At 62.4% G+C, this 21,548-nt stretch carries 21 protein-coding genes; 11 read left to right on the top strand and 10 right to left on the bottom strand.

What is annotated here, in order from left to right; translation table 11 throughout:
* Window positions 1-4: 4 nt before the first annotated feature.
* Together AC3IQ7_RS16635 and AC3IQ7_RS16640 are read left to right on the top strand one after the other, a co-directional pair.
* Window positions 5-1,450 carry an efflux transporter outer membrane subunit gene (locus AC3IQ7_RS16635; RefSeq protein ID WP_489206717.1) on the top strand — a complete coding sequence of 482 codons (1,446 nt, stop codon included), beginning with the start codon at window positions 5-7 and terminating at the stop codon, window positions 1,448-1,450.
* Window positions 1,451-1,471: 21 nt separating this feature from the next.
* A complete protein-coding gene (locus AC3IQ7_RS16640; protein WP_489206718.1) occupies window positions 1,472-2,641 on the top strand; it encodes an EmrA/EmrK family multidrug efflux transporter periplasmic adaptor subunit in 1,170 nt (389 codons plus the stop codon).
* Window positions 2,642-2,712: 71 nt separating this feature from the next.
* Here AC3IQ7_RS16640 and fusA read toward each other — a convergent pair whose 3' ends face one another.
* Window positions 2,713-4,821, bottom strand: coding sequence for an elongation factor G (fusA, locus tag AC3IQ7_RS16645; RefSeq protein ID WP_489206719.1), 2,109 nt, complete (start codon window positions 4,819-4,821; stop codon window positions 2,713-2,715).
* Window positions 4,822-5,107: 286 nt separating this feature from the next.
* Between fusA and AC3IQ7_RS16650 the strand changes: the two genes are divergently transcribed.
* Window positions 5,108-6,226, top strand: coding sequence for a phospholipase A (locus AC3IQ7_RS16650; RefSeq protein ID WP_233516062.1), 1,119 nt, complete (start codon window positions 5,108-5,110; stop codon window positions 6,224-6,226).
* Window positions 6,227-6,289: 63 nt separating this feature from the next.
* Here the strand turns inward: AC3IQ7_RS16650 and AC3IQ7_RS16655 are convergent, their stop codons facing one another.
* The 9 genes from AC3IQ7_RS16655 to mltG form a co-directional block, all read right to left on the bottom strand.
* A complete protein-coding gene (locus AC3IQ7_RS16655; protein WP_034784591.1) occupies window positions 6,290-6,487 on the bottom strand; it encodes a hypothetical protein in 198 nt (65 codons plus the stop codon).
* 153 nt (window positions 6,488-6,640) lie between these two features.
* A complete protein-coding gene (locus AC3IQ7_RS16660) occupies window positions 6,641-6,889 on the bottom strand; it encodes a hypothetical protein (RefSeq protein ID WP_099377178.1) in 249 nt (82 codons plus the stop codon).
* Window positions 6,890-6,989: 100 nt separating this feature from the next.
* Window positions 6,990-7,913, bottom strand: a complete 924-nt coding sequence (locus tag AC3IQ7_RS16665) for a class I SAM-dependent methyltransferase (RefSeq protein WP_099377179.1) — start codon at window positions 7,911-7,913, stop codon at window positions 6,990-6,992.
* Between the two features lie 270 nt (window positions 7,914-8,183).
* A complete protein-coding gene (locus AC3IQ7_RS16670) occupies window positions 8,184-8,834 on the bottom strand; it encodes an ankyrin repeat domain-containing protein (protein ID WP_489206720.1) in 651 nt (216 codons plus the stop codon).
* A gap of 16 nt (window positions 8,835-8,850) precedes the next feature.
* Window positions 8,851-9,630, bottom strand: coding sequence for a TatD family hydrolase (locus AC3IQ7_RS16675; protein ID WP_099377181.1), 780 nt, complete (start codon window positions 9,628-9,630; stop codon window positions 8,851-8,853).
* 86 nt (window positions 9,631-9,716) lie between these two features.
* Entirely contained in the window at window positions 9,717-10,103 is a 387-nt protein-coding gene (locus AC3IQ7_RS16680; protein WP_099377182.1) for a VOC family protein, read from the bottom strand.
* 153 nt (window positions 10,104-10,256) lie between these two features.
* On the bottom strand, window positions 10,257-11,285 hold the full coding sequence (locus AC3IQ7_RS16685; RefSeq protein WP_099377183.1) for a DNA polymerase III subunit delta': 1,029 nt from the start codon (window positions 11,283-11,285) through the stop codon (window positions 10,257-10,259).
* A 15-nt stretch (window positions 11,286-11,300) separates the two neighbouring features.
* Entirely contained in the window at window positions 11,301-11,942 is a 642-nt protein-coding gene (gene tmk / locus AC3IQ7_RS16690) for a dTMP kinase (protein WP_099377184.1), read from the bottom strand.
* A gap of 24 nt (window positions 11,943-11,966) precedes the next feature.
* Window positions 11,967-12,953 carry an endolytic transglycosylase MltG gene (gene mltG, locus AC3IQ7_RS16695; protein WP_099377185.1) on the bottom strand — a complete coding sequence of 329 codons (987 nt, stop codon included), beginning with the start codon at window positions 12,951-12,953 and terminating at the stop codon, window positions 11,967-11,969.
* Between the two features lie 176 nt (window positions 12,954-13,129).
* On the opposite strand from mltG, the gene ygfZ reads away from it, so the two are divergent.
* From ygfZ to AC3IQ7_RS16735, 8 genes are all read left to right on the top strand, one after another.
* The gene (ygfZ, locus tag AC3IQ7_RS16700) at window positions 13,130-14,245 is read left to right on the top strand and encodes a CAF17-like 4Fe-4S cluster assembly/insertion protein YgfZ (RefSeq protein ID WP_489206721.1); all 1,116 of its coding nucleotides are present in this window, start codon (window positions 13,130-13,132) and stop codon (window positions 14,243-14,245) included.
* Between the two features lie 7 nt (window positions 14,246-14,252).
* Complete coding sequence (locus AC3IQ7_RS16705; protein WP_034784600.1) at window positions 14,253-14,543, top strand: DUF4936 family protein; 291 nt, start codon at window positions 14,253-14,255, stop codon at window positions 14,541-14,543.
* Entirely contained in the window at window positions 14,534-15,271 is a 738-nt protein-coding gene (locus tag AC3IQ7_RS16710) for an NRDE family protein (RefSeq protein WP_489206722.1), read from the top strand. The genes AC3IQ7_RS16705 and AC3IQ7_RS16710 overlap by 10 nt, the downstream gene beginning before the upstream one ends.
* A gap of 207 nt (window positions 15,272-15,478) precedes the next feature.
* Complete coding sequence (locus AC3IQ7_RS16715; protein ID WP_322429184.1) at window positions 15,479-16,486, top strand: LacI family DNA-binding transcriptional regulator; 1,008 nt, start codon at window positions 15,479-15,481, stop codon at window positions 16,484-16,486.
* A gap of 30 nt (window positions 16,487-16,516) precedes the next feature.
* Entirely contained in the window at window positions 16,517-18,001 is a 1,485-nt protein-coding gene (xylB, locus tag AC3IQ7_RS16720) for a xylulokinase (protein WP_489210473.1), read from the top strand.
* A 2-nt stretch (window positions 18,002-18,003) separates the two neighbouring features.
* Window positions 18,004-18,954 (top strand): transaldolase, encoded by a 951-nt coding sequence (tal, locus tag AC3IQ7_RS16725; protein ID WP_099377190.1) that lies wholly within the window; start codon window positions 18,004-18,006, stop codon window positions 18,952-18,954.
* Between the two features lie 65 nt (window positions 18,955-19,019).
* A complete protein-coding gene (locus tag AC3IQ7_RS16730) occupies window positions 19,020-19,955 on the top strand; it encodes an ABC transporter substrate-binding protein (RefSeq protein WP_077404737.1) in 936 nt (311 codons plus the stop codon).
* 77 nt (window positions 19,956-20,032) lie between these two features.
* A complete protein-coding gene (locus tag AC3IQ7_RS16735) occupies window positions 20,033-21,532 on the top strand; it encodes a sugar ABC transporter ATP-binding protein (protein WP_322429183.1) in 1,500 nt (499 codons plus the stop codon).
* The last annotated feature ends 16 nt before the right edge of the window (window positions 21,533-21,548 follow it).

Here is a 21,548-nt window from a genome sequence, read left to right on the forward strand (position 1 = left end):
CCTCATGCACACACCTATGAAACTCTCCCTGCGCATATTGGCGCTCAGCTTGTCGCTGGCCGGCTGCGCCAGCATCCCGCCCGACACGCAACAGTTGCCGCAACAAGACCTGGCCACGATACAGCTGGCGGCCGACATCCACCTGGCCAGCGAAGGCTGGCCAGCCGCGCAATGGTGGAGCCAGTTCCAGGACGAGCAGCTGGACCAGCTGATTGAAAACGCCCTGTCCGCCAGCCCCAGCCTGGACGTGGCGAATGCCCGCATCGGCTCGGCCCTGTCCGCGTTTGACGCGCAGCATGCGCAGCGCGGCCCCAGGATCGACCTGGGCGCCAATGCCAGCCGCCAGCGCTATTCCGCCAACGGCCTGATGCCGGCCCCCATCGGCGGCAATTACTACAATGAAATCACCGTGGGCGCGCAAGCCCATTACGACCTCGATTGGTGGGGCAAGCACAAGGCGCAGATCGCGGCCAGCCTGGGCGAAGTCAACGCCCGCCGTGCCGAATACGCGATGGCGGAACAAATGCTGGCCGCCGAGATCGCCCGCCACTACTTCAGCATGCAAAACGGCTGGGCCCGCATGGACAACCTGCATGCGCTGGTCAAATTGCAGCAGCAACTGGTGCTCGACAAGGAAAAGCGCATCGCCAACGGCCTCGGCGTCAGCGACGACCACCTGTCCGCACAAACGCGTTTGAGCCTGCTGCAGCAGCAGATTGCCTTGCTGGAAACGCAGATCGTCACGGAACGCGAAGCCTTGCGCGCGCTCCTCGGCGCCGACAGCACGGCCCTGGCGACACTGCAGCCGAAGCAGGCCCAGCCATTGCCGCACGCCCTGCCCGGCAAGCTGGGCATGGAATTGCTGGCGCGCCGGCCCGACTTGCAGGCGGCGCGCTGGCGAGTCCAGGCGGCCATGAGCAACATCGAGGCGGCGCAGGCATCGTTCTACCCCGATATCGACCTGGGTGCCTCGTTCGGCCTCGATGCGATCAAGCTGGGCAAGCTGCTGCAGTCCGGCAGCCGCACCCTGTTCATCGGCCCGGCCCTGTCCTTGCCCCTGTTTGACAGCGGCCGCCTGCAGGCGCAGCTCGGTGGCGCGCGCAGCGAACGCAACGAACTGATCGCCGATTACAACCAGAATGTCTTCAACGTCGTGCGCGACGTGGCGCAGGCCGGCGCCAGGGTGCAAGGCGTGGAAAACCAGCTGCGCCTGCAGCAGGAAAACCTGCGCGCCAGCGAAGCGCAATTGCGCAATGCGAATGCGCGACTCAAGCAAGGTCTGGCCGACCGCGCCACGCAACTGAATGCGGAAATGACCGTGCGCGGCCAGGTGGACCTGGGCATGCAGCTGCAAAACCAGCGCCAGAACGCGGAAATCAGCCTGAGCGTGGCGCTGGGCGGCGGCTACCGGGGCAGCAGCGATTTCGCCGACAGCGCCAGCAAACAATAACCATCGATTACGGAACACATCATGAGCAGCGATACCACAGCAACGACCACCCCCACCGAACAGCCGGGCAAGCGCAAGGCCGTCCTCATCGCCATCACGGCCGCCTTCCTCGTCGCGGGCGCCGCCTGGGGCGCGTATTACCAGCTGGTGCTGGCCAAGGAAGAAGTCACGGACAACGCCTACGTGGGCGGCAACCTGGTCACCCTGTCCGCGCAAGTGACGGGCAATGTCGACGCCATCCGCGCCGACGAGACGCAGATGGTCAAGGCGGGCGCGCCGCTGATCACCCTGAACGCCATCGATGCGGACCTGGCCCTGAGCCAGGCGCAGGCGCGACTGGGCAACGTCGTGCGTCAGGAGCGCGAACGCTATGCGAACGTGGCACAGTACGACGCCGTCATCGAGCAGCGCCGGCTGGCCCTGGCCACGGCGCAAGGCAACCTTTCTCGGCGCGCGCCGCTGGCGGCGGACCAGACGATCTCGGGCGAAGACCTGGCCCATGCGAAACAGGCCGTCGACGATGCGAAAGCGGCGTTGACGGTGGCGCAGCGCCAGGCCGAGTCGGCCAAATCGGGCGTGGCTGGCGTGAACCTGGCCAGTCATCCGGCCGTGCTGTCGGCCAGGGGTGACGTGCTGCAAGCGTGGCTGGCCGTGCGCCGCAACGCCGTCGTTGCGCCCGTTTCGGGCTATGTCGCCAAGCGCAGCGTGCAACTGGGCAGCCACGTAACGCCGGGCACGCCCCTGATGTCCATCGTGCCGCTCGATCAATTATGGGTCGATGCGAACTTCAAGGAGTCCGAATTGCGCAATATCCGTGTTGGCCAGGCGGCGACCATCGAAACGGATTTATATGGCAGCAAGGTGGTGTACCACGGCAAGGTGCTGGGCATGTCGGCCGGCACGGGCAGCGCATTTTCCCTGCTGCCGGCGCAAAACGCCACGGGCAACTGGATCAAGGTGGTACAGCGCGTACCCGTGCGCATCACGCTCGATCCGAAGGAACTGGCCGCCCACCCGCTGCGCATCGGTCTGTCGACCACGGTGACGGTGGACACGAGCCATGGCGAAGGCGCGACCCTGGACCAGCCGATGGTAGCCAGCACTGTCTACACGACCCAGGCCCTGAGCCAGCCGGTGGACGAGGCGGAGAAGATGGCCGATGCCATCATTGCGCAGAATCTTGCACGTTAAACCCAACGGCAAGGACTGGGGTCGTACCCTGAGGGTACGACCCCGGCCTCTGCTTTGCGGGTTTGATCCAGTTACTTGGCTTTGCCCGCGGCGGCCACCTGGTCGAGTATATGCTTGGGCACGGCCGCATAGTGCTTGAATTCCATCGTGTAGGTAGCGCGGCCCTGGGTCAGCGAACGCAGCGTTGTCGAGTAACCGAACATTTCCGCCAGCGGCACCAGGGCCTTGACGATGCGGCCCGCGCCGCCGGGAATATCGTCGACGCCCTGCACCATGCCGCGCCGGGCCGTCAGGTCGCCCATGACGTTGCCCATGAACTCTTCCGGCGTTTCCGCCTCCACCTGCATCATCGGTTCCAGCAGCACGGGCGACGCCTTGCGCATGCCATCCTTGAAGGCGATGGAGCCGGCCATGCGAAACGCGTTTTCGTTCGAATCGACGTCGTGGTAGGAGCCGAACGTCAACGTGGCCTTCACGTCGACGACCGGGTAGCCGGCCAGCACGCCCGACTTCAGGGTTTCAACGATGCCCTTGTCGACGGCCGGGATGAATTCGCGCGGCACCACGCCGCCCTTGATGGCGTCGACGAACTGGTAGCCGGTGCCTGGCGGCAAGGGTTCCAGTTTCAGCACCACGTGGCCGTACTGGCCCCGTCCGCCAGATTGCTTGACGAACTTGCCCTCCACGTCTTCCACCGCGCGCGTGATGGTTTCCCGGTACGCCACCTGCGGCTTGCCGACATTGGCTTCCACGCCGAATTCGCGGCGCATGCGGTCGACCAGGATTTCCAGGTGCAATTCGCCCATGCCCGACATGATGGTCTGGCCCGATTCCTCGTCCGTATGGACCCTGAACGACGGATCTTCCTGCGCCAGGCGGTTCAGGGCGATGCCCATCTTTTCCTGGTCAGGCTTGGTCTTGGGTTCGACCGCCTGGGAAATCACCGGTTCCGGGAAGATCATCTTTTCCAGCACGATGATGTGGTCGATGGCGCACAGGGTGTCGCCCGTGGTCACGGCTTTCAGGCCCACGGCGGCAGCGATGTCGCCCGCATACACTTCCTTGATTTCCTTGCGCTCGTTCGCATGCATCTGCAGGATGCGCCCCAGCCGCTCGCGCGCGCTCTTGGTGGGGTTGTAGACCATGTCGCCCGAGTTCACCACGCCCGAATACACGCGGAAGAAGGTCAATTGCCCCACGAACGGGTCCGTCATGATCTTGAAGGCCAGCGCCGCAAAGTGCTCGTCGTCCGTCGGATGGCGCTCCACCTCGTTGTCATGCTCGTCATGGCCCATGATGGGCGGCACTTCCATCGGTGACGGCAGGTATTCGATGACGGCGTCGAGCATCGCCTGCACGCCCTTGTTCTTGAAGGCGCTGCCGCACAGCATGGGCACGATTTCATTGCGGATGGTGCGCGCGCGCAAGGCCTGCTTGAGCTCGGCTTCCGTAAACGTGTCGCCATTCAGGTAGCGTTCCGTCATGTCCAGCGTGGCTTCGGCCGCCTGCTCCACCAGGTGCTCGTGCCACTCCTGCGCCTGCGCCAGCAGTTCCGGGGGAATCTCGCCATAGCTGAACTGCACGCCCTGGCTGGCGTCATCCCAGGTGATGGCGCGCATTTTCAACAGGTCGATCACGCCCGTGAAATGCTCTTCCGCGCCGATGGGCAGCTGGATGGGCACGGCCACGCCCTTCAGGCGCTCGGCGATCTGCTTGCGCACGCGCAAGAAATCCGCGCCCACGCGATCCATCTTGTTGATGAAGGCGATGCGCGGCACATGGTATTTATTGGCTTGCCGCCAGACGGTTTCCGATTGCGGCTGCACGCCGCCGACGGCATCGTAGACCATCACGGCGCCGTCGAGCACGCGCATCGAGCGCTCCACCTCAATCGTGAAATCCACGTGGCCAGGCGTATCGATGATGTTGATCCGGTGTTCGGGGAAGTTGCCGGCCATGCCTTTCCAGAACGCCGTGGTGGCGGCCGAGGTGATGGTGATGCCCCGTTCCTGCTCCTGCTCCATCCAGTCCATGGTGGCAGCGCCATTGTGCACTTCGCCGATCTTGTGATTGACCCCCGTATAAAACAGGATGCGCTCGGTGGTGGTGGTCTTGCCGGCGTCGATATGGGCGCTGATGCCAATGTTGCGGTAGCGCTCGATAGGTGTTTTGCGGGTCATCACAATCTCCATGGCTAGCCCCGGCCTCACTGGGTTTGCGCCGGTTTTCCAGTGTAGCAGACATCGATTTGGGCGGTACGGCGACAGGCTGTTTACCATGCGCACAACACTGTCCTCCGCGCGCACGTCAGGGACGCAGGGGGAAATGTGCGATTCAGCTATACTTTCAACTCTATTAATCTAACAAAAATTAATCAGGATCAAGACGCACGGTGATTTATCGTGCAAGGCGACGCCGCCGGCATGCAGCCCAGGTGCGCACCGAACGACATGCCCCACTCAGCCTATGACTATCCGACTAAGAAAAATAATCCTCACTTCCCTGCTGGCGTCGCCAGCGCTGGCCATGGCCGGCGAACTGGAACAGCAAATGCAGCGTTGCGCCGTGCTTGGTGACGCCAGCGCCCGTTTGGGCTGCTTCGACACCCTGGCCAAGGCAGCGGAACAGGCCACCATCGCGGCCGGCGGCGATCCCGCCACCGCCGCTGTCACCCTGGCGGCCGCCGCCGAAGTCGCCCCGCTCACGTTTGTCAGCCCGCCTGGCGTGGCCACGCCGGACGCCGTCAACGCCGCCATTCCCGCCATCGCACAGGCAGGCTCGGCGCCACCGGAAGCACCAATTTCCCGCACGCAACAGTCCTGGGAACTCAACGACGCCTCGAAGCGCGGCCTGTTCAATTTCCGTCCGCACCGCGACACCTATCTGTTGCTGGCCAATTACAGCGACGCCTCCAACGACGAACCGTTCCAGGATTTCACGCCGGCCGGCATCAAGAGCCAGCACGTGGAATTGACGTTCCAGCTGAGCTTCAAGATGAAGCTGCTGGAAGACATCGCCGGCACGCCCATCGACATGTGGTTCGGCTACACGCAGCAAAGTTTCTGGCAGGCGTATAACCGCAAGGCCTCAAGCCCGTTCCGCGAGACCAATTACCAGCCGGAACTGATGTTGGTCATGCCGATCAACAAGAATTTCGCGGGCATCGAGTTCAATTACCTGAACTTTGGCCTCGTGCACCAGTCCAACGGACAGACGTCGACGCTGTCGCGCAGCTGGAACCGCGTGTATGCCGAGCTGGGCATGGAGAAGGACAACCTGGCCGTCGCGGCGCGCGTCTGGCACCGCCTCGACAATGGCAAGACCGACAACGACAATATCGACATCACCGATTACATGGGACATGGCGACTTGCGCGTGAGCTACCGCAACAAGGGGCATGAATACGCCGTGACGGCCCGCCGCAATTTCAGCAAGAAGCATGGCTCCATGCAGGCCAGCTGGGCTTTCCCCTTGAAGGCCAACCTGAAAGGCTATCTGCAACTTTTCTCCGGCTATGGCCAGAGCTTGATCGACTACAACTATTCGCAGAAATCGATCGGCGCCGGTTTCATGGTCGACCTGTAAGCAACACAGTCACGCAAACAAAAATGGCGCCGAGGGCGCCATTTTTTATGGGAAATATCTGGTTTAGCGCCGGCCGCCGCCCAGCACGCGGGCAGGCAGCATGACGATGGCGCGCAGCAATTCAAAGACGCCTTCCACGCCGATGCCGATCAAACGGAATGGCAGCAACAGCAGCCAGGCCAGCGGATACAGCACGAGCGCCAGCAAGGCCAGGGGCCAGCACACCAGCAAGAGCAGCAACCACAGCACGAATCCCAGCATCGCGTTCCCCCTAGAATGAAATGTGCGGAGCAAGCTGTGCTTGCCCCGCTACCGTGACAGCACTATATAAAAGTGCCGCCACGGCGGCAACGGCCATGCGATGAACTGCGTGCTACGGGGATGAACGGCGCAAAAACGGGAATGAACGGGGGCTTATTGACCGACGCAAATCACTTTCGTGATGTATTCATGCGCGTTCGGCTTCTTGCTGGTGGCCCATTTGATGGCCTGGTTGGCATCTTCGATGGTCATGATGGTGGCCTTTTCCTTCGACTTGATGAAGGACACGCCTTCAAACACGCCTTCCTTGCTGCGCATTACCTTGGCAAACACGGGTGGCCTGGTCTCGCCATCGCTGATTTTGTTCTGTTGCACGAGGTAACGCTGATCGATCTGTTCCATGATAGTAAAGCTGTCCAGTGGGTAAAAGACGAAATATACCCTGAATGGACAAACGCCGCAGGACGAAATCGCTGCGGCGTTGCCTTGGAATTAACGATGCTTATGCATACACGGCGTTCTGCGTAGCGGGCTGAAGATTCACGTCATAGATAACCTGGGCGCGGATCGATGCTTCCAGCGACGGGATCGAGCCACCGGCGCGGTACTGGAAGCTCACCTGCAGCACGTCGCCCGCCTTCACGGCCACCGGCGTGGCCAGCGGCAAACACATGTAGTGGTTCAGCCAGTCGATGGTGGTCGAGCGCTCGGGCACCACGGCCAGAATGTTCTTGGTGACGAAACGCAAGGCGTTCAAGGTGCCGCTGCGCTCGACGACAAACTTGCCGTCAAAGCCGAACACGCTGTCCGTCGGCTGGCTGAAGTCGATGATGCTGTAGACGGAAGGCGGCGCCAGTTCCAGCACGCCAGGATGGATGGCCGTGGTTTCCTGGAATTGCACGATGGGCGCATAAAAGCCTTCGAAATCGTATTCCTGCTGCATCGGCTGCACGGCCATGATGACGGCTTCGGGCAGGAAGATAGGCAGCGGGCCGCCAAAGCGGGCCAGGTAACGGCGCTTGAACGATTCGATCACTTCCACCTGCTTTTCGCGCAGCATGCCAACATGGATCATTTCGCAGATGACCACGTCAACGGGCTCTGGCGGCAGGTATTCGAAGGCGTCCGCATGGACGACTTCGACCTTTTCACCGTTGGGATTGAGCGCCAGCATCTTGCGCGCTTCCTTGACCATGTCCGGATTGAACTCCACGCACCAAACCTTGTCGGCGCGCGCGGCCGCAAACCACGACAGCACGCCCGTGCCGCCGCCCAACTCCAGCACTTTCATGCCAGGCTTCACCGCGTAATCGATCGCCGACTTGAACCCGTGCATGCGGTTCTGGTCCATCAACATATTGTGGTGGTAATGGACGGGGATAAATTGCCCCAGGTAACAACTCTCGATTTCTCGTTCATTCAGCATGTCTGTCCTCTTGGAGTCTGGCTCCGATGGCCGATCGGTTTTGTCATTCCAGAAAGCAGTGATATCGCACGGGCTGCGCGAGGGGCGGCGACAATACAGCCGGCGCCTGACGGTGAGGTGATGACCCATGCGACGTATCTCCTGATTAATGCGACACGATCATTATCGTTAATCGGCAAGGAGAACAAAGGGCTGAGGTGAGAGGCAATTCCATGCCAGTTTCAGCGCTGGCATGGAAAGTATTGAAATTAATGCATGACTTGCATCTGCTTATTTACGTGCCGCGCGCGCCTTCTGTGCCGCTTCGATGATGGCGACTACACCGGGCTTGTCACCCGCCTGGGCAAACTGCACGGCCGTCCAGCCATGGTCGCTTTTCAGGCTGGCGTCCGCCCCCCAGGACAGCAGCAGCTTGACGGCGCCCTCCTGCCCTTCGCGGGCGGCAAACATCAGCGGCGTGACGTTGGCAGGGGCGCGCGCATCGACCACGGCGTCGCGGTCGAGAAAAATCTTCATGATGGGCAAGTCGCCCGCCGAGGCCGCATAGTGCAGCGCCGTCCAGCCGCTCTGGTTGACCTTGGCGCCCTTGGCCAGCAAGGCGTTCACGGCGTCCAGCTTGTGCTTGTAGGCCGCCATCATCAGCGCCGTGTTGCCATTGGCCGAGCAGGCTTCGATGTCGATGCCGGGCGCGTCGAGCAGTACCTGGAAAACCCGGTCCGCATCGTCGCGCAAGGCCAGCACCAGGGGAATGTCGCCCCGCTGTGCGTCAGGCTGGTTCGGATTCATGCCGTCAAGCAGCATGCTGCGCACGCCACTGACATTATTCACGGACACGGCGCGGAAGAAAGCGTCCGGTTCCGGCGCCGCGTGGCTGGCGGTGGCGCAGCACAGCAGCATCGCCAGCGCAAGTTTTTTCATCATGTATGACCTTAAGAAGTTATGGCAACTGATTGAATAACTTGAAGAAATTATCCGTCGTCTGCTGCGCCACCTGAGCCAGCGATATGCCTTTCAGGGTCGACAGGTATTCCGCCACGTGGGCCACGTAGCCAGGCTCGTTCATGCGGCCGCGGAACGGCACGGGCGCCAGGTACGGCGAATCCGTTTCGATGAGGATGCGCTCGAGCGGCACTTCCAGGGCCACGGCCTGCAGATCCTTGGCGCTCTTGAACGTGACGATGCCGGAAAACGAAATATAGAAACCCATGTCGATGGCGGCGCGCGCCACTTCCAGCGATTCCGTAAAGCAATGCATGACTCCGGCCACGCCGCCGTCCGACACGCCCGCGCCTTCTTCGCGCATGATGCGTATGGTGTCTTCGCTAGCCGATCTTGTGTGAATAATCAAAGGCTTACGCGTGATTCTTGAAGCTTTGATGTGAGTGCGAAAACGCTCGCGCTGCCACTCCAGGTCACCCGTCAGGCGGAAATAGTCGAGGCCCGTCTCGCCGATGGCGATGATCTTCGGATGGTCGGCCAGGCGCACCAGGTCTTCCACGGACGGCTCAGGCGTGTCCTCGTAATCGGGATGCACGCCGACGGAGGCGAAGATGTGCGGATACTGCTCGGCCAGGGCCAGCACCTGTGGGAAGTCCGGCAAGTCGACGGACACGCACAAGGCATGGGTCACCTTGTTCTCGGCCATCTTGGCCAGGATCTCGGGCATGCGAGCAGCCAGCTCGGGGAAATTGATATGGCAATGGGAATCGATATACATAAGGCGGGATTGTACCGGAGGGAGCGGAATCTGGCAGGAGGAAGGCGCAAATCCATCCTGCCGCTGACGACTCCCGCGTGGTTCGCCTACTGCCCCTGCGGCGGCTGCCACAGCTCCACCTTGTTGCCTTCGGGATCGATGACCCAGCCGAACTGGCCATACTCGGAATCGGGCGCCTTTTCCAGGACGTTGCAGCCTTCGTCGCGCAGGGCTTGCAGCAGCGCGTCGAGGTCGTCGACCCGGTAGTTGATCATGAAGGACGCCTTGCTGGGTGCGAATTGCTCGTTGTCACTGGCGGCGACGGACCAGATGGTGGTGCCGCCAGTCGGCTTGCCGTCGGCGTCCGTCCAGCTGAAAGCGGCGCCGCCCCACGGCTGCACGTCGAGGCCCAGGTGGCGCTGGTACCAGGCGCGCAGCGCGGCCGGGTCTTGCGCGTGGAAAAAGATGCCGCCGATGCCAGTGACTCGTTTCATGCCCGCCTCCGTTGCTGTCCAGTGCCATGACTGTATCACCGGGGAGCCAAGCGTGGCAAACGGGGATGCCTGTGAAGTGCTTGCGGCTATGCCATTCCAAGCAGGCCAATAAGCGCACAATCTGGATTAACTTGATAACGCAAGCGCTTGATTTTATTGGCAGCTGGATGCGTAGTCGAGCAGCATGTCTTCCAGGAACAGCTTGGGCGACAAGGGGTGCTCGGCAATTGCCCGGCGTTCGTTGGCGGCCTTGATGGCGGCCATCAGCCGGCTCACGTTGATGCGTCCGGCCAGCGCTTCCAGCTCGCGCCGGTGGCGCGGGTAGTAGCGGATGGTGCCGGATAGCTTGACGGAAAACACGTCGTACAGCCAGCGCTGCAATGAAGCAACCAACGGCGCCAGCGGCGCCTTCTGCAATTTCTCCGCCGCCTTCAGGGCCGCTTCCACGCCGGGGTTGGCCAGCACCTGCAGCAACTGTTCCGTTTCCTCGCGGCCGCCCGATTCTGACTGGGCCAGCGCGGCCAGCGGCGCGCCGCCCTGCTCGCGCAGCCAGCTGTCCGCATCGTTCAAGCCTTGTTGCTTAAGCCACGTCAAGGCTTGCTCGTGGCTGGGCATGGGCAAGGCGAATTTGCGGCAGCGCGACAGGATGGTTGGCAGCAAGCGGTCCAGGCTGTTCGATGCCAGCAGGAACAGAGTGCCCGGCGGCGGCTCTTCCAGCGTTTTCAGCAAGGCGTTCGACGCAGGCGTGTTCAGCGCTTCGGCCGGGTACAACACCACCACGCGAAAGCCCTGGCGGTGCGTGGAAATGTTCATGAAGTCGGCCAGATTGCGGATCTGCTCGATCTTGATGTCTTTCGACGGCGTCTTGGTCTTGGCGCTTTTCTTGGCGCCTTCGCCCTCTTCCCCGTCGTCCGCCACCTCGTCTTCCAGCGCTTCCGGACGGACCCGGCGGTAATCGGGATGGTTGCCCTGGCTAAACCAACCGCACGAGGCGCAGGCGCCGCAGGCATGACCATCGGCGCGCACGTCTTCGCACAGCAGCGCTTGCGCGAAATGCTCGATGAAGTCGGCCTTGCCGATGCCCTGCGCGCCATGGAACAAAATAGCGTGCGGCATGCGTGGGCGCAAGGCTTGCAATTGCTGCCAAGCGTCCTGTTGCCACGGATAGAGAGTACTGGTCATTTTATTCTTTGCAAATCAAGGTGTTGCAATACTTTTTTCAAGCAAAACATCAAGCAGTTGCGCGAGTTGCACTTGAATATCGGCAATGCTTTGCGTGGAATCGATGAGGCGGAAGCGTTCCGGGAACTGGGCTGCGCGGCGCAGATACTCGTTGCGTGTGGCGGCAAAGAAGTCCGATCGCTCCTGCTCGAACTTGTCGAGCGCGCGCGTGGCGTCCAGGCGGGCTCTGGCCACGGCCAGCGGCACGTCGAACAAAAACGTCAGGTCCGGCTGCAAGTGCGGATGCACCCACGCTTCCAGCGCTTCCATCTTGCGTAAATCCATGCCACGCCCGCCGCCCTGGTAGGCGAAGCTGGCATCGGTGAAGCGGTCGGAAATGACCCACTCGCCACGTTCGAGGGCGGGCGCGATGACTTGCGCGATGTGTTCACGGCGGCTGGCGAACATCAGCAAGGCTTCCGTTTCCAGATGCATTTTTTCATGCAGCAGCAGTTCGCGCAGCTTTTCGCCCAGGCTGGTACCGCCCGGTTCGCGCGATGAAACGAGGGTCACGCCCCGTTGCTGCAGGTAGTCGGTCACAAAGCCGATATGCGTCGACTTGCCCGCGCCATCGATGCCTTCGAAGGTGATGAAGCGGGGTTGATAGTGTTGTGTCATGAAACTCTTAATCTTGTAATGATATTAACGCTGATACTGGTTCACGGCGCGGTTATGGTCGGGCAAGTTGGCCGAGAACTGACTGGTGCCGTCGCCGCGCGCGACGAAATACAGCGCCTGCGTGCGGGCCGGCGCCAGCGCCGCCGTCAGCGATTGCGCGCCGGCCAGGGCGATCGGCGTGGGCGGCAAGCCGCCGCGCGTGTAGGTATTGTACGGGGTGTCCGCTTCCAGGTCGCGTTTGCGGATCTTGCCCTGGTAGCTGTCGCCCATGCCATAGATCACGGTCGGGTCCGTCTGCAGCAGCATGCCTGTTTTCAAGCGGTTGACGAACACGCCGGCGATCATGGCGCGCTCGGACTTTTGTCCCGTTTCCTTTTCCACGATGGAAGCCATGATCAGCGCTTCGTACGGGTTTTTATATGGCAAGGCCGGATCGCGCTTGAACCACGCTTCGGACAAGCGGCCGATCATGGCCGTGTGCGCCTGCTTGAAAATCTGCATTTCGCTGGCGCCCTTGGCGAACAGATACGTGTCCGGGAAGAACAAGCCTTCCGGCAACATGTATTCCGGGCTGATTTTCGCCATCAGTTCCTTGTCGGACAGGCCCACGGTATCGTGCTTGAGGCCAGGGTGATTCGCCATCGCCAGGCGCATCTGCTTGAAGGTCCAGCCTTCGATGATGGTCAGCGACTCTTGCGCGAACTCGCCGCGCGCCAGTTGCGTGATCAAACGCTGCGGCGTGGTGCCCGGTTTCAACTCGTAGGAACCGGCCTTGATCTTCGAGGTCTTGCCTTCGATGCGCGCCAGCATGTTGAACAGGATGGGCACGATGGGCACGCCCGCGTCCGCGATCTGCTGGCCGGCCGCATGCGCGCCGCTGCCCGGCGCGATGGTAAACGGAATCGCTTCGCCGTCCGTGGTGATGGGCTGCTGCGCCCAGTACACAAAAGTACCACCGACGCCGATGGCGGCGATGACTGAGCTGACTACAAGTTTTTTAAAGAAAGCCATTGTTCCGATTCTTGTGATGCGGGCGCTGATGGCCAACGTCCGCTTGTTATGATCGTTCATTTGTGAAGCAAGTGCGCGCAAAGCGGCGCCAACACTGACAATCTTGCCGCTGCCGACGCAATCTGCGCGACATCACTATAATGAACCCGTAATGATAATGCTTAATCGCTGATCTAATGGAAATTATGAATAACTGGAATCAATTTTTAACCGCCCAAGGCGCCCGCCCCGTTGCCATCGATGGCGCGCCTGACAGCAGCGCTCCCCTCGCCGCCACCCCTATCGCCGATTTCGGCCAGTCCCTGACAGTGTCCCAGCTGCAAGACGGTTTTGTCGCGGCCATCACGGACCAGGGCTTGATCGGCTTGAACGGCGACGAGGCAGCCAGTTTCCTGCACGGCCAGCTGACCAACGATGTGGAACACCTGAACCAGGAGCAAGTGCGCCTGGCCGGCTACTGCACGCCGAAGGGCCGGATGCTGGCCAGTTTCCTGATGTGGCGCAACGCCACCACCATTTATCTGCAATTGCCGCGCGCCATACAGCCAGCCATCCAGAAGCGCTTGCAGATGTTCGTGCTGCGCGCCAAGGCCAAGCTGCACGATGCGTCCTTTGACGACGCGAACCAGGTCGTCCTGGGCCTGGGCGGCAAACTTGCCAGCACGGCCCTGTCCGCCTGGTTCCCCACCCTGCCCGCCACGCCGTTCAGCAAGGTGGATAACCCGCTGGGCACGCTGCTGCGCGTGGCCGACGCCTTTGGCAGCGCCCGCTATGAATGGCTGACGTCGGCCGCCACGGCGCGCGACGCGTGGCCGCAATTGACGCAACAGCTGGCCAAGGGTGGCAATGACGCCTGGCAATTGTCCGAGATCCACGCGGGCATCCCGCAGATCACGGCCGCCACGCAAGAGCAGTTCGTGCCGCAAATGGTCAACTTCGAGCTGCTGGGCGGCGTCAATTTCAAGAAAGGCTGCTACCCGGGCCAGGAAATCGTCGCGCGCAGCCAGTATCTGGGCAAGCTCAAGCGTCGCACCACCCTCGTCAGCATCGCCGATCCCTCTGCAGTGGCCGGCGGCGAACTGTTCGCCGTCAGCGATCCGGATCAGCCTTGCGGCATGCTCGTCAACGCCGCGCCCAATGGGGAAGGCGGCATTGACGCCCTCGTCGAAATGAAGCTGGGGGCGATAGCAGAAGGTTCAAGCGCCGCCGGCGCCGTGCGCTACGGTTCGGCTCTGGGCGTTCACGTGCAGTTCCTGCCCATGCCTTACGTGCTCGACGCACTCGACTTGTGAGAATGCCATGAAAGATTTGTACATTTACTATCAAGTGAAGGAAGAGCACGCCCAGGCGCTGGAAGCCAGGGTGCGTGCCTTGCAGGCGAAACTGGCGGCCGCGTCCGGCGTGGCGCCGCAATTGAAGCGCCGCCCTGACGCCAAGGATGGCTTGCAGACGTGGATGGAAATTTATCCCGTCGTCGGCGAAGGCTTTACGGAACTGCTGGCCAGCGCATCCGACGAAGCGGGCTTGCTGTCCCTGACGGCCGGCGCGCGCCATACGGAAGTGTTCATGGATTTGCCTCCATGTGCCTGATCGTTTTTGCCTGGAAAGTCAATCCGCACATCCCGCTGATTGCCGCCGCCAACCGCGACGAATTCTATGAACGCGCCAGCGCCCCCGCCGGCGCCTGGGCCGAACACCCGCAAGTGTATGCAGGCCGCGACCTGCAGGCGGGCGGCAGCTGGATGGGCATCACCCAAGCCGGCAGCGGCAGCTCGCGCTTTGCCGCTATCACGAATATCCGCAGCCCGCAAGACCGCAACCCGGACGCCCCCTCGCGCGGCGCCCTGGTGGCCGACTATCTGGCCGGCAACATGTCGCCGCAAGACTACATCGCGCAAATCCGCCCCGGATGCACAGCCTACAACGGTTTTAATCTGGTGCTGGGCGATGCGGATACCCTGATCTGGTTTTCCAACCGGGGCGATGGCGATGCGCGCAATGGCCAGCCATTGGAACCGGGCATCTACGGCCTGTCGAACGCCCTGCTCGACGCGCCGTGGCCGAAAGTCCTGAAGACCAAGGCCCAGTTCGCCAGCCTGCTATGCCAGGGTGCGCCCGATGAAGCGTATTTCGACATGCTGGCCGACACCACGCGCGCGCCCGACTTCCGCTTGCCGGACACGGGCGTGCCGCTCGACCTCGAACGCGTACTGTCCGCCGTCTGCATCGAAACGCCGGGCTACGGCACGCGCACTTCCACCGTTGTGAAACTGTTCCCGGACTCTCCCGGCGAATTGCATGAGCTGGTAATTCAGTAATTCTTGCGGGGCCGGCACCGTCCGGCTCCGCCCTGTTTCCGCATCCCGTCCCTCCTGCGCGGCTTCCTTGCCTTGGCAAAACATCGTTCGCGCAAAAAAAGAAAGCGCTTGCGCAAGCGCTTTCTTTTGTTTACGATAGCTTCAATCGCGGCGACACAGCCGCACACTATCGCAGTACACAATAATAAAAAAACCTCAGGAGACACCATGGCCACCATGGAAGATGTAGCGCGGGCGGCGGACGTATCGCTGTCGACCGTCTCTCACGTAGTCAACGGCACCCGCAAGGTCAGCCCGAAAACCGTCGCCGCCGTCAACGCAGCCATGCAGCAGATCGGCTATGTGCCGAACATGCTGGCCCGCGCGCTGGCCGGTTCCTCGTCGGGCACCATCGGCGTTGCCATTTCCGCCTTCACCAATCATTACTTCAGCGAAACCGTGCGCGCCATCGAAGCGGCCTGCACGCGTCATGGCTTGATGATGCTGTTTTCCGATACGCATGACGATCCCGAGCAGGAACTCAAGGTGGTGCAGAACTTGCATCAGCGCCGGGTCGACGGCATCGTGCTGGCGCCGTCCGGCGATCCGCACAACCGCGCCCTCGACTATTTAACCAGCAACAAGATCGCTTCCGTGCTGGTCGACCGGATGTCGCCACAGCCGTTCGACCAGGTGGGCGTGGAAAACGTCGAGGCGACGGCGCAACTGGTCAGCCATCTGATCGCGGCCCACGGCCACCGCCGCATCGGCTTCATCGCGGGCGCGCCCGGCCTGTCCACGACGGACGAGCGTATCGACGGCTACCGCCTGGCCTTGCAGCGCGCCAATATCACCTTCGATGCGGACCTGCTGCGCTCGGGCGATTCCAACCTGGAACGCAGCGGCGCGGCCACGCGCGAATTGCTGGCCTTACCCGCCGGACAGCGCCCGACAGCCATCGTGGCCGGCAATAACCTGATGACCATCGGCACCATGCATGCCTTGCGCGACGCCCACATTGCGGTACCGCAAGACGTCGCCCTGGCCGGCTTCGATGATTTCGACTGGGCCGATTATTTCAGCCCCCGCCTCACCGTGATGGCGCAGCCGCTGGAAGAGCTGGGCGCCATGGCCGTCGACCTCTTGATCGACCGCATCGCCCATCCCGACCGCGCCCAGCACGTGCAGCGCCTGTCGCCAACCTTGCGCGTACGCAATTCCTGCGGCTGCCCCTGACCTTTTACAGCAAACAATATGCATCCAGCGATTTCCCTCGGTATCGACCTCGGTACCTCTGAACTGAAAACCGTGCTGATGGACAGCACCGGCAAGGTGCGCGGCCAGGCGTCCGTGCGCCTGGACGTCAGCCGTCCGCAGCCGGGCTGGTCCGAACAGGCGCCGCAGGACTGGTGGGCCGCCTGCGTCAACGCGCTGGGCCAGCTGCGCGCCAGTTGGCCACAGGAATACGCACAGATCGCCTGCATCGGCCTGTCGGGCCAGATGCATGGCGCCGTGCTGCTCGATAGCAACGATAACGTGATCCGCCCCGCCATCCTGTGGAACGATGCGCGCGCCGAAGCCGAGGCGGCCAGCCTGGCGCGCGACTATCCCGCGTATGCGGACGTGACGGGCAGCCTGCCTATGGCAGGCCTGACGGCGCCAAAACTGCTGTGGCTGCAAACGCACGAGCCAGACGCCTTTGCCGCCATCGCCTGCCTGCTGTCGCCGAAAGACTATCTGCGCCTGCGCTTGACGGGGATCAAACTGACGGACATGTCCGACGCGGCTGGCACCCTGTGGCTGGACGAGGCCAGCCGTGCCTGGTTCGCGCCCATGCTGGCCGCCTGCGGCCTGGCCCTGGCACAGATGCCGGCGCTGGCCGAAGGCGACGCCGCCACGGGCACGGTACTGGCAGCCATGGCAGACAAGCTGGGCTTGCCAGCAAACGTGGTGGTGGCGGGCGGCGGCGGCGACAACCCCGTCTCGGCCGTGGGCATCGGCGCCGTCAATGGCGGCGACAGTTTTATCTCGCTGGGCACCAGCGCCGCCATCGTTTCAGTCACAGAACAGCCTTTGGGCAATCCGGCCGGCGGCGTGCACAGCTTTTGCCACGCCCTGCCCGGCCGCTGGTATGCGATGGGCGCGATCCTGTCGGGTGCCAGCTGCCTGCGCTGGGCGACGGGCGTGCTGGGCCAGTCCGACGAGGCAGCCCTGCTGGCGCTGGTGGAAGCGGGCTTGCCGCTCGATACCCCCGTCGCCCCGTCCGCGCCCCTGTTCCTGCCATATCTGTCGGGCGAGCGCACGCCGTATAACGACCCGCAAGTGCGCGGCGCCTTCTTGCAGCTGGGCCATGACAGCACGCCGGCGCAGCTCGGCTACGCCGTGCTCGAAGGCGTGGCCTTCGCCTTGCGCGACGCCATGGCGGCCGTCACGTCGACAGGTGCCGTCGTTCCCCACTGCATGCTGGTGGGCGGCGGCGCGCGCAGCCAGTACTGGGCGCAATTGCTGGCCAATGTGCTGGGACGCGAAATGCGCACCCTTCACAACAGCGAATTGTCGGCCAGCCTGGGGGCGGCCAAGCTGGGCTTTGCCGCCATCGGTGACGCCAGCCTGCTGACGCAAGGGTTACCCATCAAAAACACTTTCTTGCCCGATGCCGCGCACAGCGCAGCCTTGAGCATCCGTTACGGCCGCTACCGTAGCCTGTTTCCCGCCGTGCAAGCCTTGCACCAACTCAGTGATAAGGAATAGTAATGAATCAGCTGCAACAATTGAAACAACACAGCACCGTCGTCGCCGACACGGGCGACTTCCTGCAACTGGCGCGCTTCGCGCCGCAAGACGCCACCACCAACCCGTCGCTGATTTTAAAAGCCGTGCTGCAGCCCGATTACGCGCCCTTGCTGGAAAGCACGGTCGCCGCGCACAAGCACGCTGCGCTGGACGATATCGTCGACCAGGTGCTGGTGCGCTTCGGCCTGGAAATCTTGAAGGTAGTGCCGGGTCGCGTATCGACGGAAGTCGATGCCCGTCTGAGCTTTGACCGCGATGCCACCGTCGCCCGCGGACGCCGCCTGATCGCCCTGTACGAGCAAGCCGGCATCCAGCGCGAGCGCGTGCTGATAAAGGTTGCCGCCACCTGGGAAGGCATCCAGGCAGCGCGCGAGCTGGAAAAAGACGGCATCTTTTGCAACCTGACTCTGCTGTTCGCGTTTTGCCAGGCCGTTGCCTGCGCCGACGCGAAAGTGCGCCTGATTTCGCCGTTTGTGGGCCGCATCTACGACTGGCATAAAAAATCGCTGGGCGCGGCATGGGACGAAGCGGCGCGCAGCCTGTCCAACGATCCAGGTGTACAGTCGGTCACGCGCATCTTCAATTACTACAAACAACATGGCATCGCCACGCAAGTGATGGGCGCCAGCTTCCGCAACGTGGGGCAGATCACGGCCCTGTCCGGCTGCGACTTGCTGACCATTAGCCCCGACTTGCTGGCCAAGCTCGAAGCGCTTGACGCACCATTCGAGCGCGCCCTGGGCGGCGACCTGGGCGCGGCGCAGCCGGCCATCACGTATGACGAAGCCGCTTTCCGCTACGCCTTGAACGACGACGCGATGGCGACAGAGAAACTTGCCGAAGGCATCCGCGGCTTTGCCGTCGATGCGGGCAAGCTGGACGCCATGATCGAGAAATTACGCAATCAATAAGTTTGCACCCCGTTTTTACCCGTAGCACCGTTTGTTTTTTACAATAAAAACCCTTGGAGATCCTCATGAAAAAAGTCATTACCGCCTCCCTGCTGCTGTCCGCCGCCTGTGGCGCTTTCGCTGCTGACAAACCGCTGAAATCGATCGGCGTGAGCGTGGGCGACCTGGCCAACCCGTTTTTTGTCGCCATCGGCCGCGGCGCGGAAGAAAGCGCGAAAAAGCTCGGTGGCCCTGGCGTGAAAGTCACCACAGTGTCCAGCAAGTATGACCTGAACACCCAGGTGGACCAGATCGAGAACTTCATCGCCAACAAGACCGACATCATCATCCTGAACGCCGTCGACTCCAAGGGCATCGCGCCAGCCATCAAGAAAGCGCGCAATGCGGGCGTGGTCGTGATCGCCGTTGACGTGGGCGCCGTGGGCGCTTCGGCCACCGTGATGTCCGACAACACCATGGCTGGCGACGTGTCGTGCGCCTACCTGGCCAAGCAGATCGGCGGCAAAGGCAATGTGGTGATTTTGAACGGCCCGCCGGTCACGTCCGTGATCGACCGCGTGAATGGCTGCAAGAAAACCCTGGCCGCGTTCAAGGATATCAAGATCCTGTCCGACAACCAGAACGCCGGCGGCAGCCGCGACGGCGGCATGACCGTGATGTCGAACTTGCTGACGGCCCATCCGAAGATCGACGGCGTGTTCGCCATCAATGATCCGACCGGTATCGGCGCCGAACTGGCGATCAAGCAATCGAAGCGCACGGACGTGAAACTGATCACGGCAGTCGATGGCGCGCCCGATGGCCAGAACGCCCTGAAAAACAAGGCCGGCCTGTTTGCCGCCACCTCGGCGCAAAACCCGTACCGCATGGCCACCGACGCCGTGCAGATGGGTTACGACATCATGAACGGCCGCACGCCGAAGCAAACCATGGTGCTGTTGCCGACCCCGGCCATCACCAAGGAAAACGTCGCCACCTACACGGGCTGGGTAAAGAACTGATCTGCCTGACCTGAACCACGTGGCGCCGCCAGCCAGTTGGCAGGCGGCGCCAGTTTCACCAGCAAGGAAGGACAGTCATGAGCGACGATATTATTTTTGAAATGCGCGGCATCGAGAAGCGCTTTGGCGCCACGCGCGCGCTGCGCGGCGTGCACCTGACGGTGCGCAGCGGCGAAATCCATGCCGTGATGGGCGAAAACGGCGCCGGCAAGAGCACCCTGATGAAAATCCTGTCGGGCGTGTACACGCCGGATGCGGGCGAAATCATACTCGACGGTAAACCGATTCGTATCCGCAACCCGGGCGAGGCACGCGCGCTGGGCATCAACCTGATCTACCAGGAATTGAGCGTGGCCAAGAACATGACGGTGGCGCAGAACGTCTTCATGGGCAGCGAGCCGCAAGGACCGTTCTGGACCGTCAAGGGCGGCGAAATGCGCGCGCGCACGAACGCCATCCTGGCCGACCTCGGTTCCCGCTTCGACGCCGACACCATGGTGTCGGCGCTGTCGATTGCCGAGCAGCAACAGGTGGAAATCGCCCGCGCCCTCGTGCATGAAAGCCGCATCCTGATCATGGACGAGCCCACTGCCGCCCTGTCCGACCGGGAAACAGAACAATTGTTCCGCATCATCGAAGAACAGCGCGACAAGGGCCTGGCCGTGCTCTACATCAGCCACCGCATGGCCGAAGTGGAACGCCTGGCGCGCCGCATCACGGTGCTGCGCGACGGCGCCTATGTGGGCGAGCTGGGCAAGGATGAGCTGGATCAAAAGAAAGTCGTGCAAATGATGGTTGGCCGCCCTGCCGATGACTTTTATTCGCACCAGCGCCGCACGACGCGCGGCGCCGAGCGCTTGCGCGTGGAAAACGTGGGCGGCGGCAAGGTCAAGCCTGCCTCGTTCGCCCTGCATGCGGGGGAAGTGACGGGACTGGCCGGCCTCGTCGGCGCAGGCCGCACGGAACTGGCGCGCCTGATCTTTGGCGCCGACAAGAAACAATCGGGGCAAGTGTGGCTCGATGGCCAGGAAGTGCATATCCACCGGCCGCTGGCGGCCATCCGCCACGGCATCGGTTACCTGCCGGAAGACCGCAAGAGCCTGGGCCTGTTCATGCAATTGTCGGCCATGGAAAACATGTCGATGAATATCCTGTCCAGGCATTCGACGGCGGGCGTCGTCAACCGTGGCGCCCTGACCCAGCTCACGCGCGAGGCGATCAGCAACCTCAACGTGAAGGTATCGGGGCCGGACGGCATCGTCGGCGGGCTGTCCGGCGGCAACCAGCAGAAAGTCTTGCTGGCGCGCTGGCTGGCCATCGCGCCGAAAGTGCTCATCCTCGACGAACCGACGCGGGGCGTGGACGTGGGCGCGAAGAGCGAAATCTACAAGATCATCCACCAGCTGGCGGACGCGGGCACAGCCGTGCTGTGCATTTCCAGCGAATTGGCCGAACTGGTCGGCATTTGCGACCGCGTGATGGTGATGTGCGAAGGCAGGCTCACCGGCGAAGTCACGGGCGACGACATCACGCAGGAAAACATCCTTGCCTATGCCACGCTGCAAGAAGCGGCATAAAAATAATCATTCAGGA

It is taken from the genome of Janthinobacterium sp. GL_088, from assembly GCF_057837845.1.

Coding starts and splice junctions, on each gene's coding strand:
- AC3IQ7_RS16650 (WP_233516062.1), top strand. CDS start 5,108: ATGACTATCCGACTAAGAAAAATAATCCTCACTTCCCTGCTGGCGTCG.
- AC3IQ7_RS16735 (WP_322429183.1), top strand. CDS start 20,033: ATGAGCGACGATATTATTTTTGAAATGCGCGGCATCGAGAAGCGCTTT.
- AC3IQ7_RS16640 (WP_489206718.1), top strand. CDS start 1,472: ATGAGCAGCGATACCACAGCAACGACCACCCCCACCGAACAGCCGGGC.
- AC3IQ7_RS16675 (WP_099377181.1), bottom strand. CDS start 9,630: ATGTATATCGATTCCCATTGCCATATCAATTTCCCCGAGCTGGCTGCT.
- mltG (WP_099377185.1), bottom strand. CDS start 12,953: ATGGCTTTCTTTAAAAAACTTGTAGTCAGCTCAGTCATCGCCGCCATC.
- AC3IQ7_RS16710 (WP_489206722.1), top strand. CDS start 14,534: ATGTGCCTGATCGTTTTTGCCTGGAAAGTCAATCCGCACATCCCGCTG.
- AC3IQ7_RS16730 (WP_077404737.1), top strand. CDS start 19,020: ATGAAAAAAGTCATTACCGCCTCCCTGCTGCTGTCCGCCGCCTGTGGC.
- ygfZ (WP_489206721.1), top strand. CDS start 13,130: ATGGAAATTATGAATAACTGGAATCAATTTTTAACCGCCCAAGGCGCC.
- AC3IQ7_RS16665 (WP_099377179.1), bottom strand. CDS start 7,913: ATGCTGAATGAACGAGAAATCGAGAGTTGTTACCTGGGGCAATTTATC.
- tmk (WP_099377184.1), bottom strand. CDS start 11,942: ATGACACAACACTATCAACCCCGCTTCATCACCTTCGAAGGCATCGAT.
- AC3IQ7_RS16635 (WP_489206717.1), top strand. CDS start 5: ATGCACACACCTATGAAACTCTCCCTGCGCATATTGGCGCTCAGCTTG.
- AC3IQ7_RS16655 (WP_034784591.1), bottom strand. CDS start 6,487: ATGCTGGGATTCGTGCTGTGGTTGCTGCTCTTGCTGGTGTGCTGGCCC.
- AC3IQ7_RS16705 (WP_034784600.1), top strand. CDS start 14,253: ATGAAAGATTTGTACATTTACTATCAAGTGAAGGAAGAGCACGCCCAG.
- tal (WP_099377190.1), top strand. CDS start 18,004: ATGAATCAGCTGCAACAATTGAAACAACACAGCACCGTCGTCGCCGAC.
- AC3IQ7_RS16715 (WP_322429184.1), top strand. CDS start 15,479: ATGGCCACCATGGAAGATGTAGCGCGGGCGGCGGACGTATCGCTGTCG.
- AC3IQ7_RS16660 (WP_099377178.1), bottom strand. CDS start 6,889: ATGGAACAGATCGATCAGCGTTACCTCGTGCAACAGAACAAAATCAGC.
- AC3IQ7_RS16685 (WP_099377183.1), bottom strand. CDS start 11,285: ATGACCAGTACTCTCTATCCGTGGCAACAGGACGCTTGGCAGCAATTG.
- AC3IQ7_RS16680 (WP_099377182.1), bottom strand. CDS start 10,103: ATGAAACGAGTCACTGGCATCGGCGGCATCTTTTTCCACGCGCAAGAC.
- AC3IQ7_RS16670 (WP_489206720.1), bottom strand. CDS start 8,834: ATGATGAAAAAACTTGCGCTGGCGATGCTGCTGTGCTGCGCCACCGCC.
- fusA (WP_489206719.1), bottom strand. CDS start 4,821: ATGACCCGCAAAACACCTATCGAGCGCTACCGCAACATTGGCATCAGC.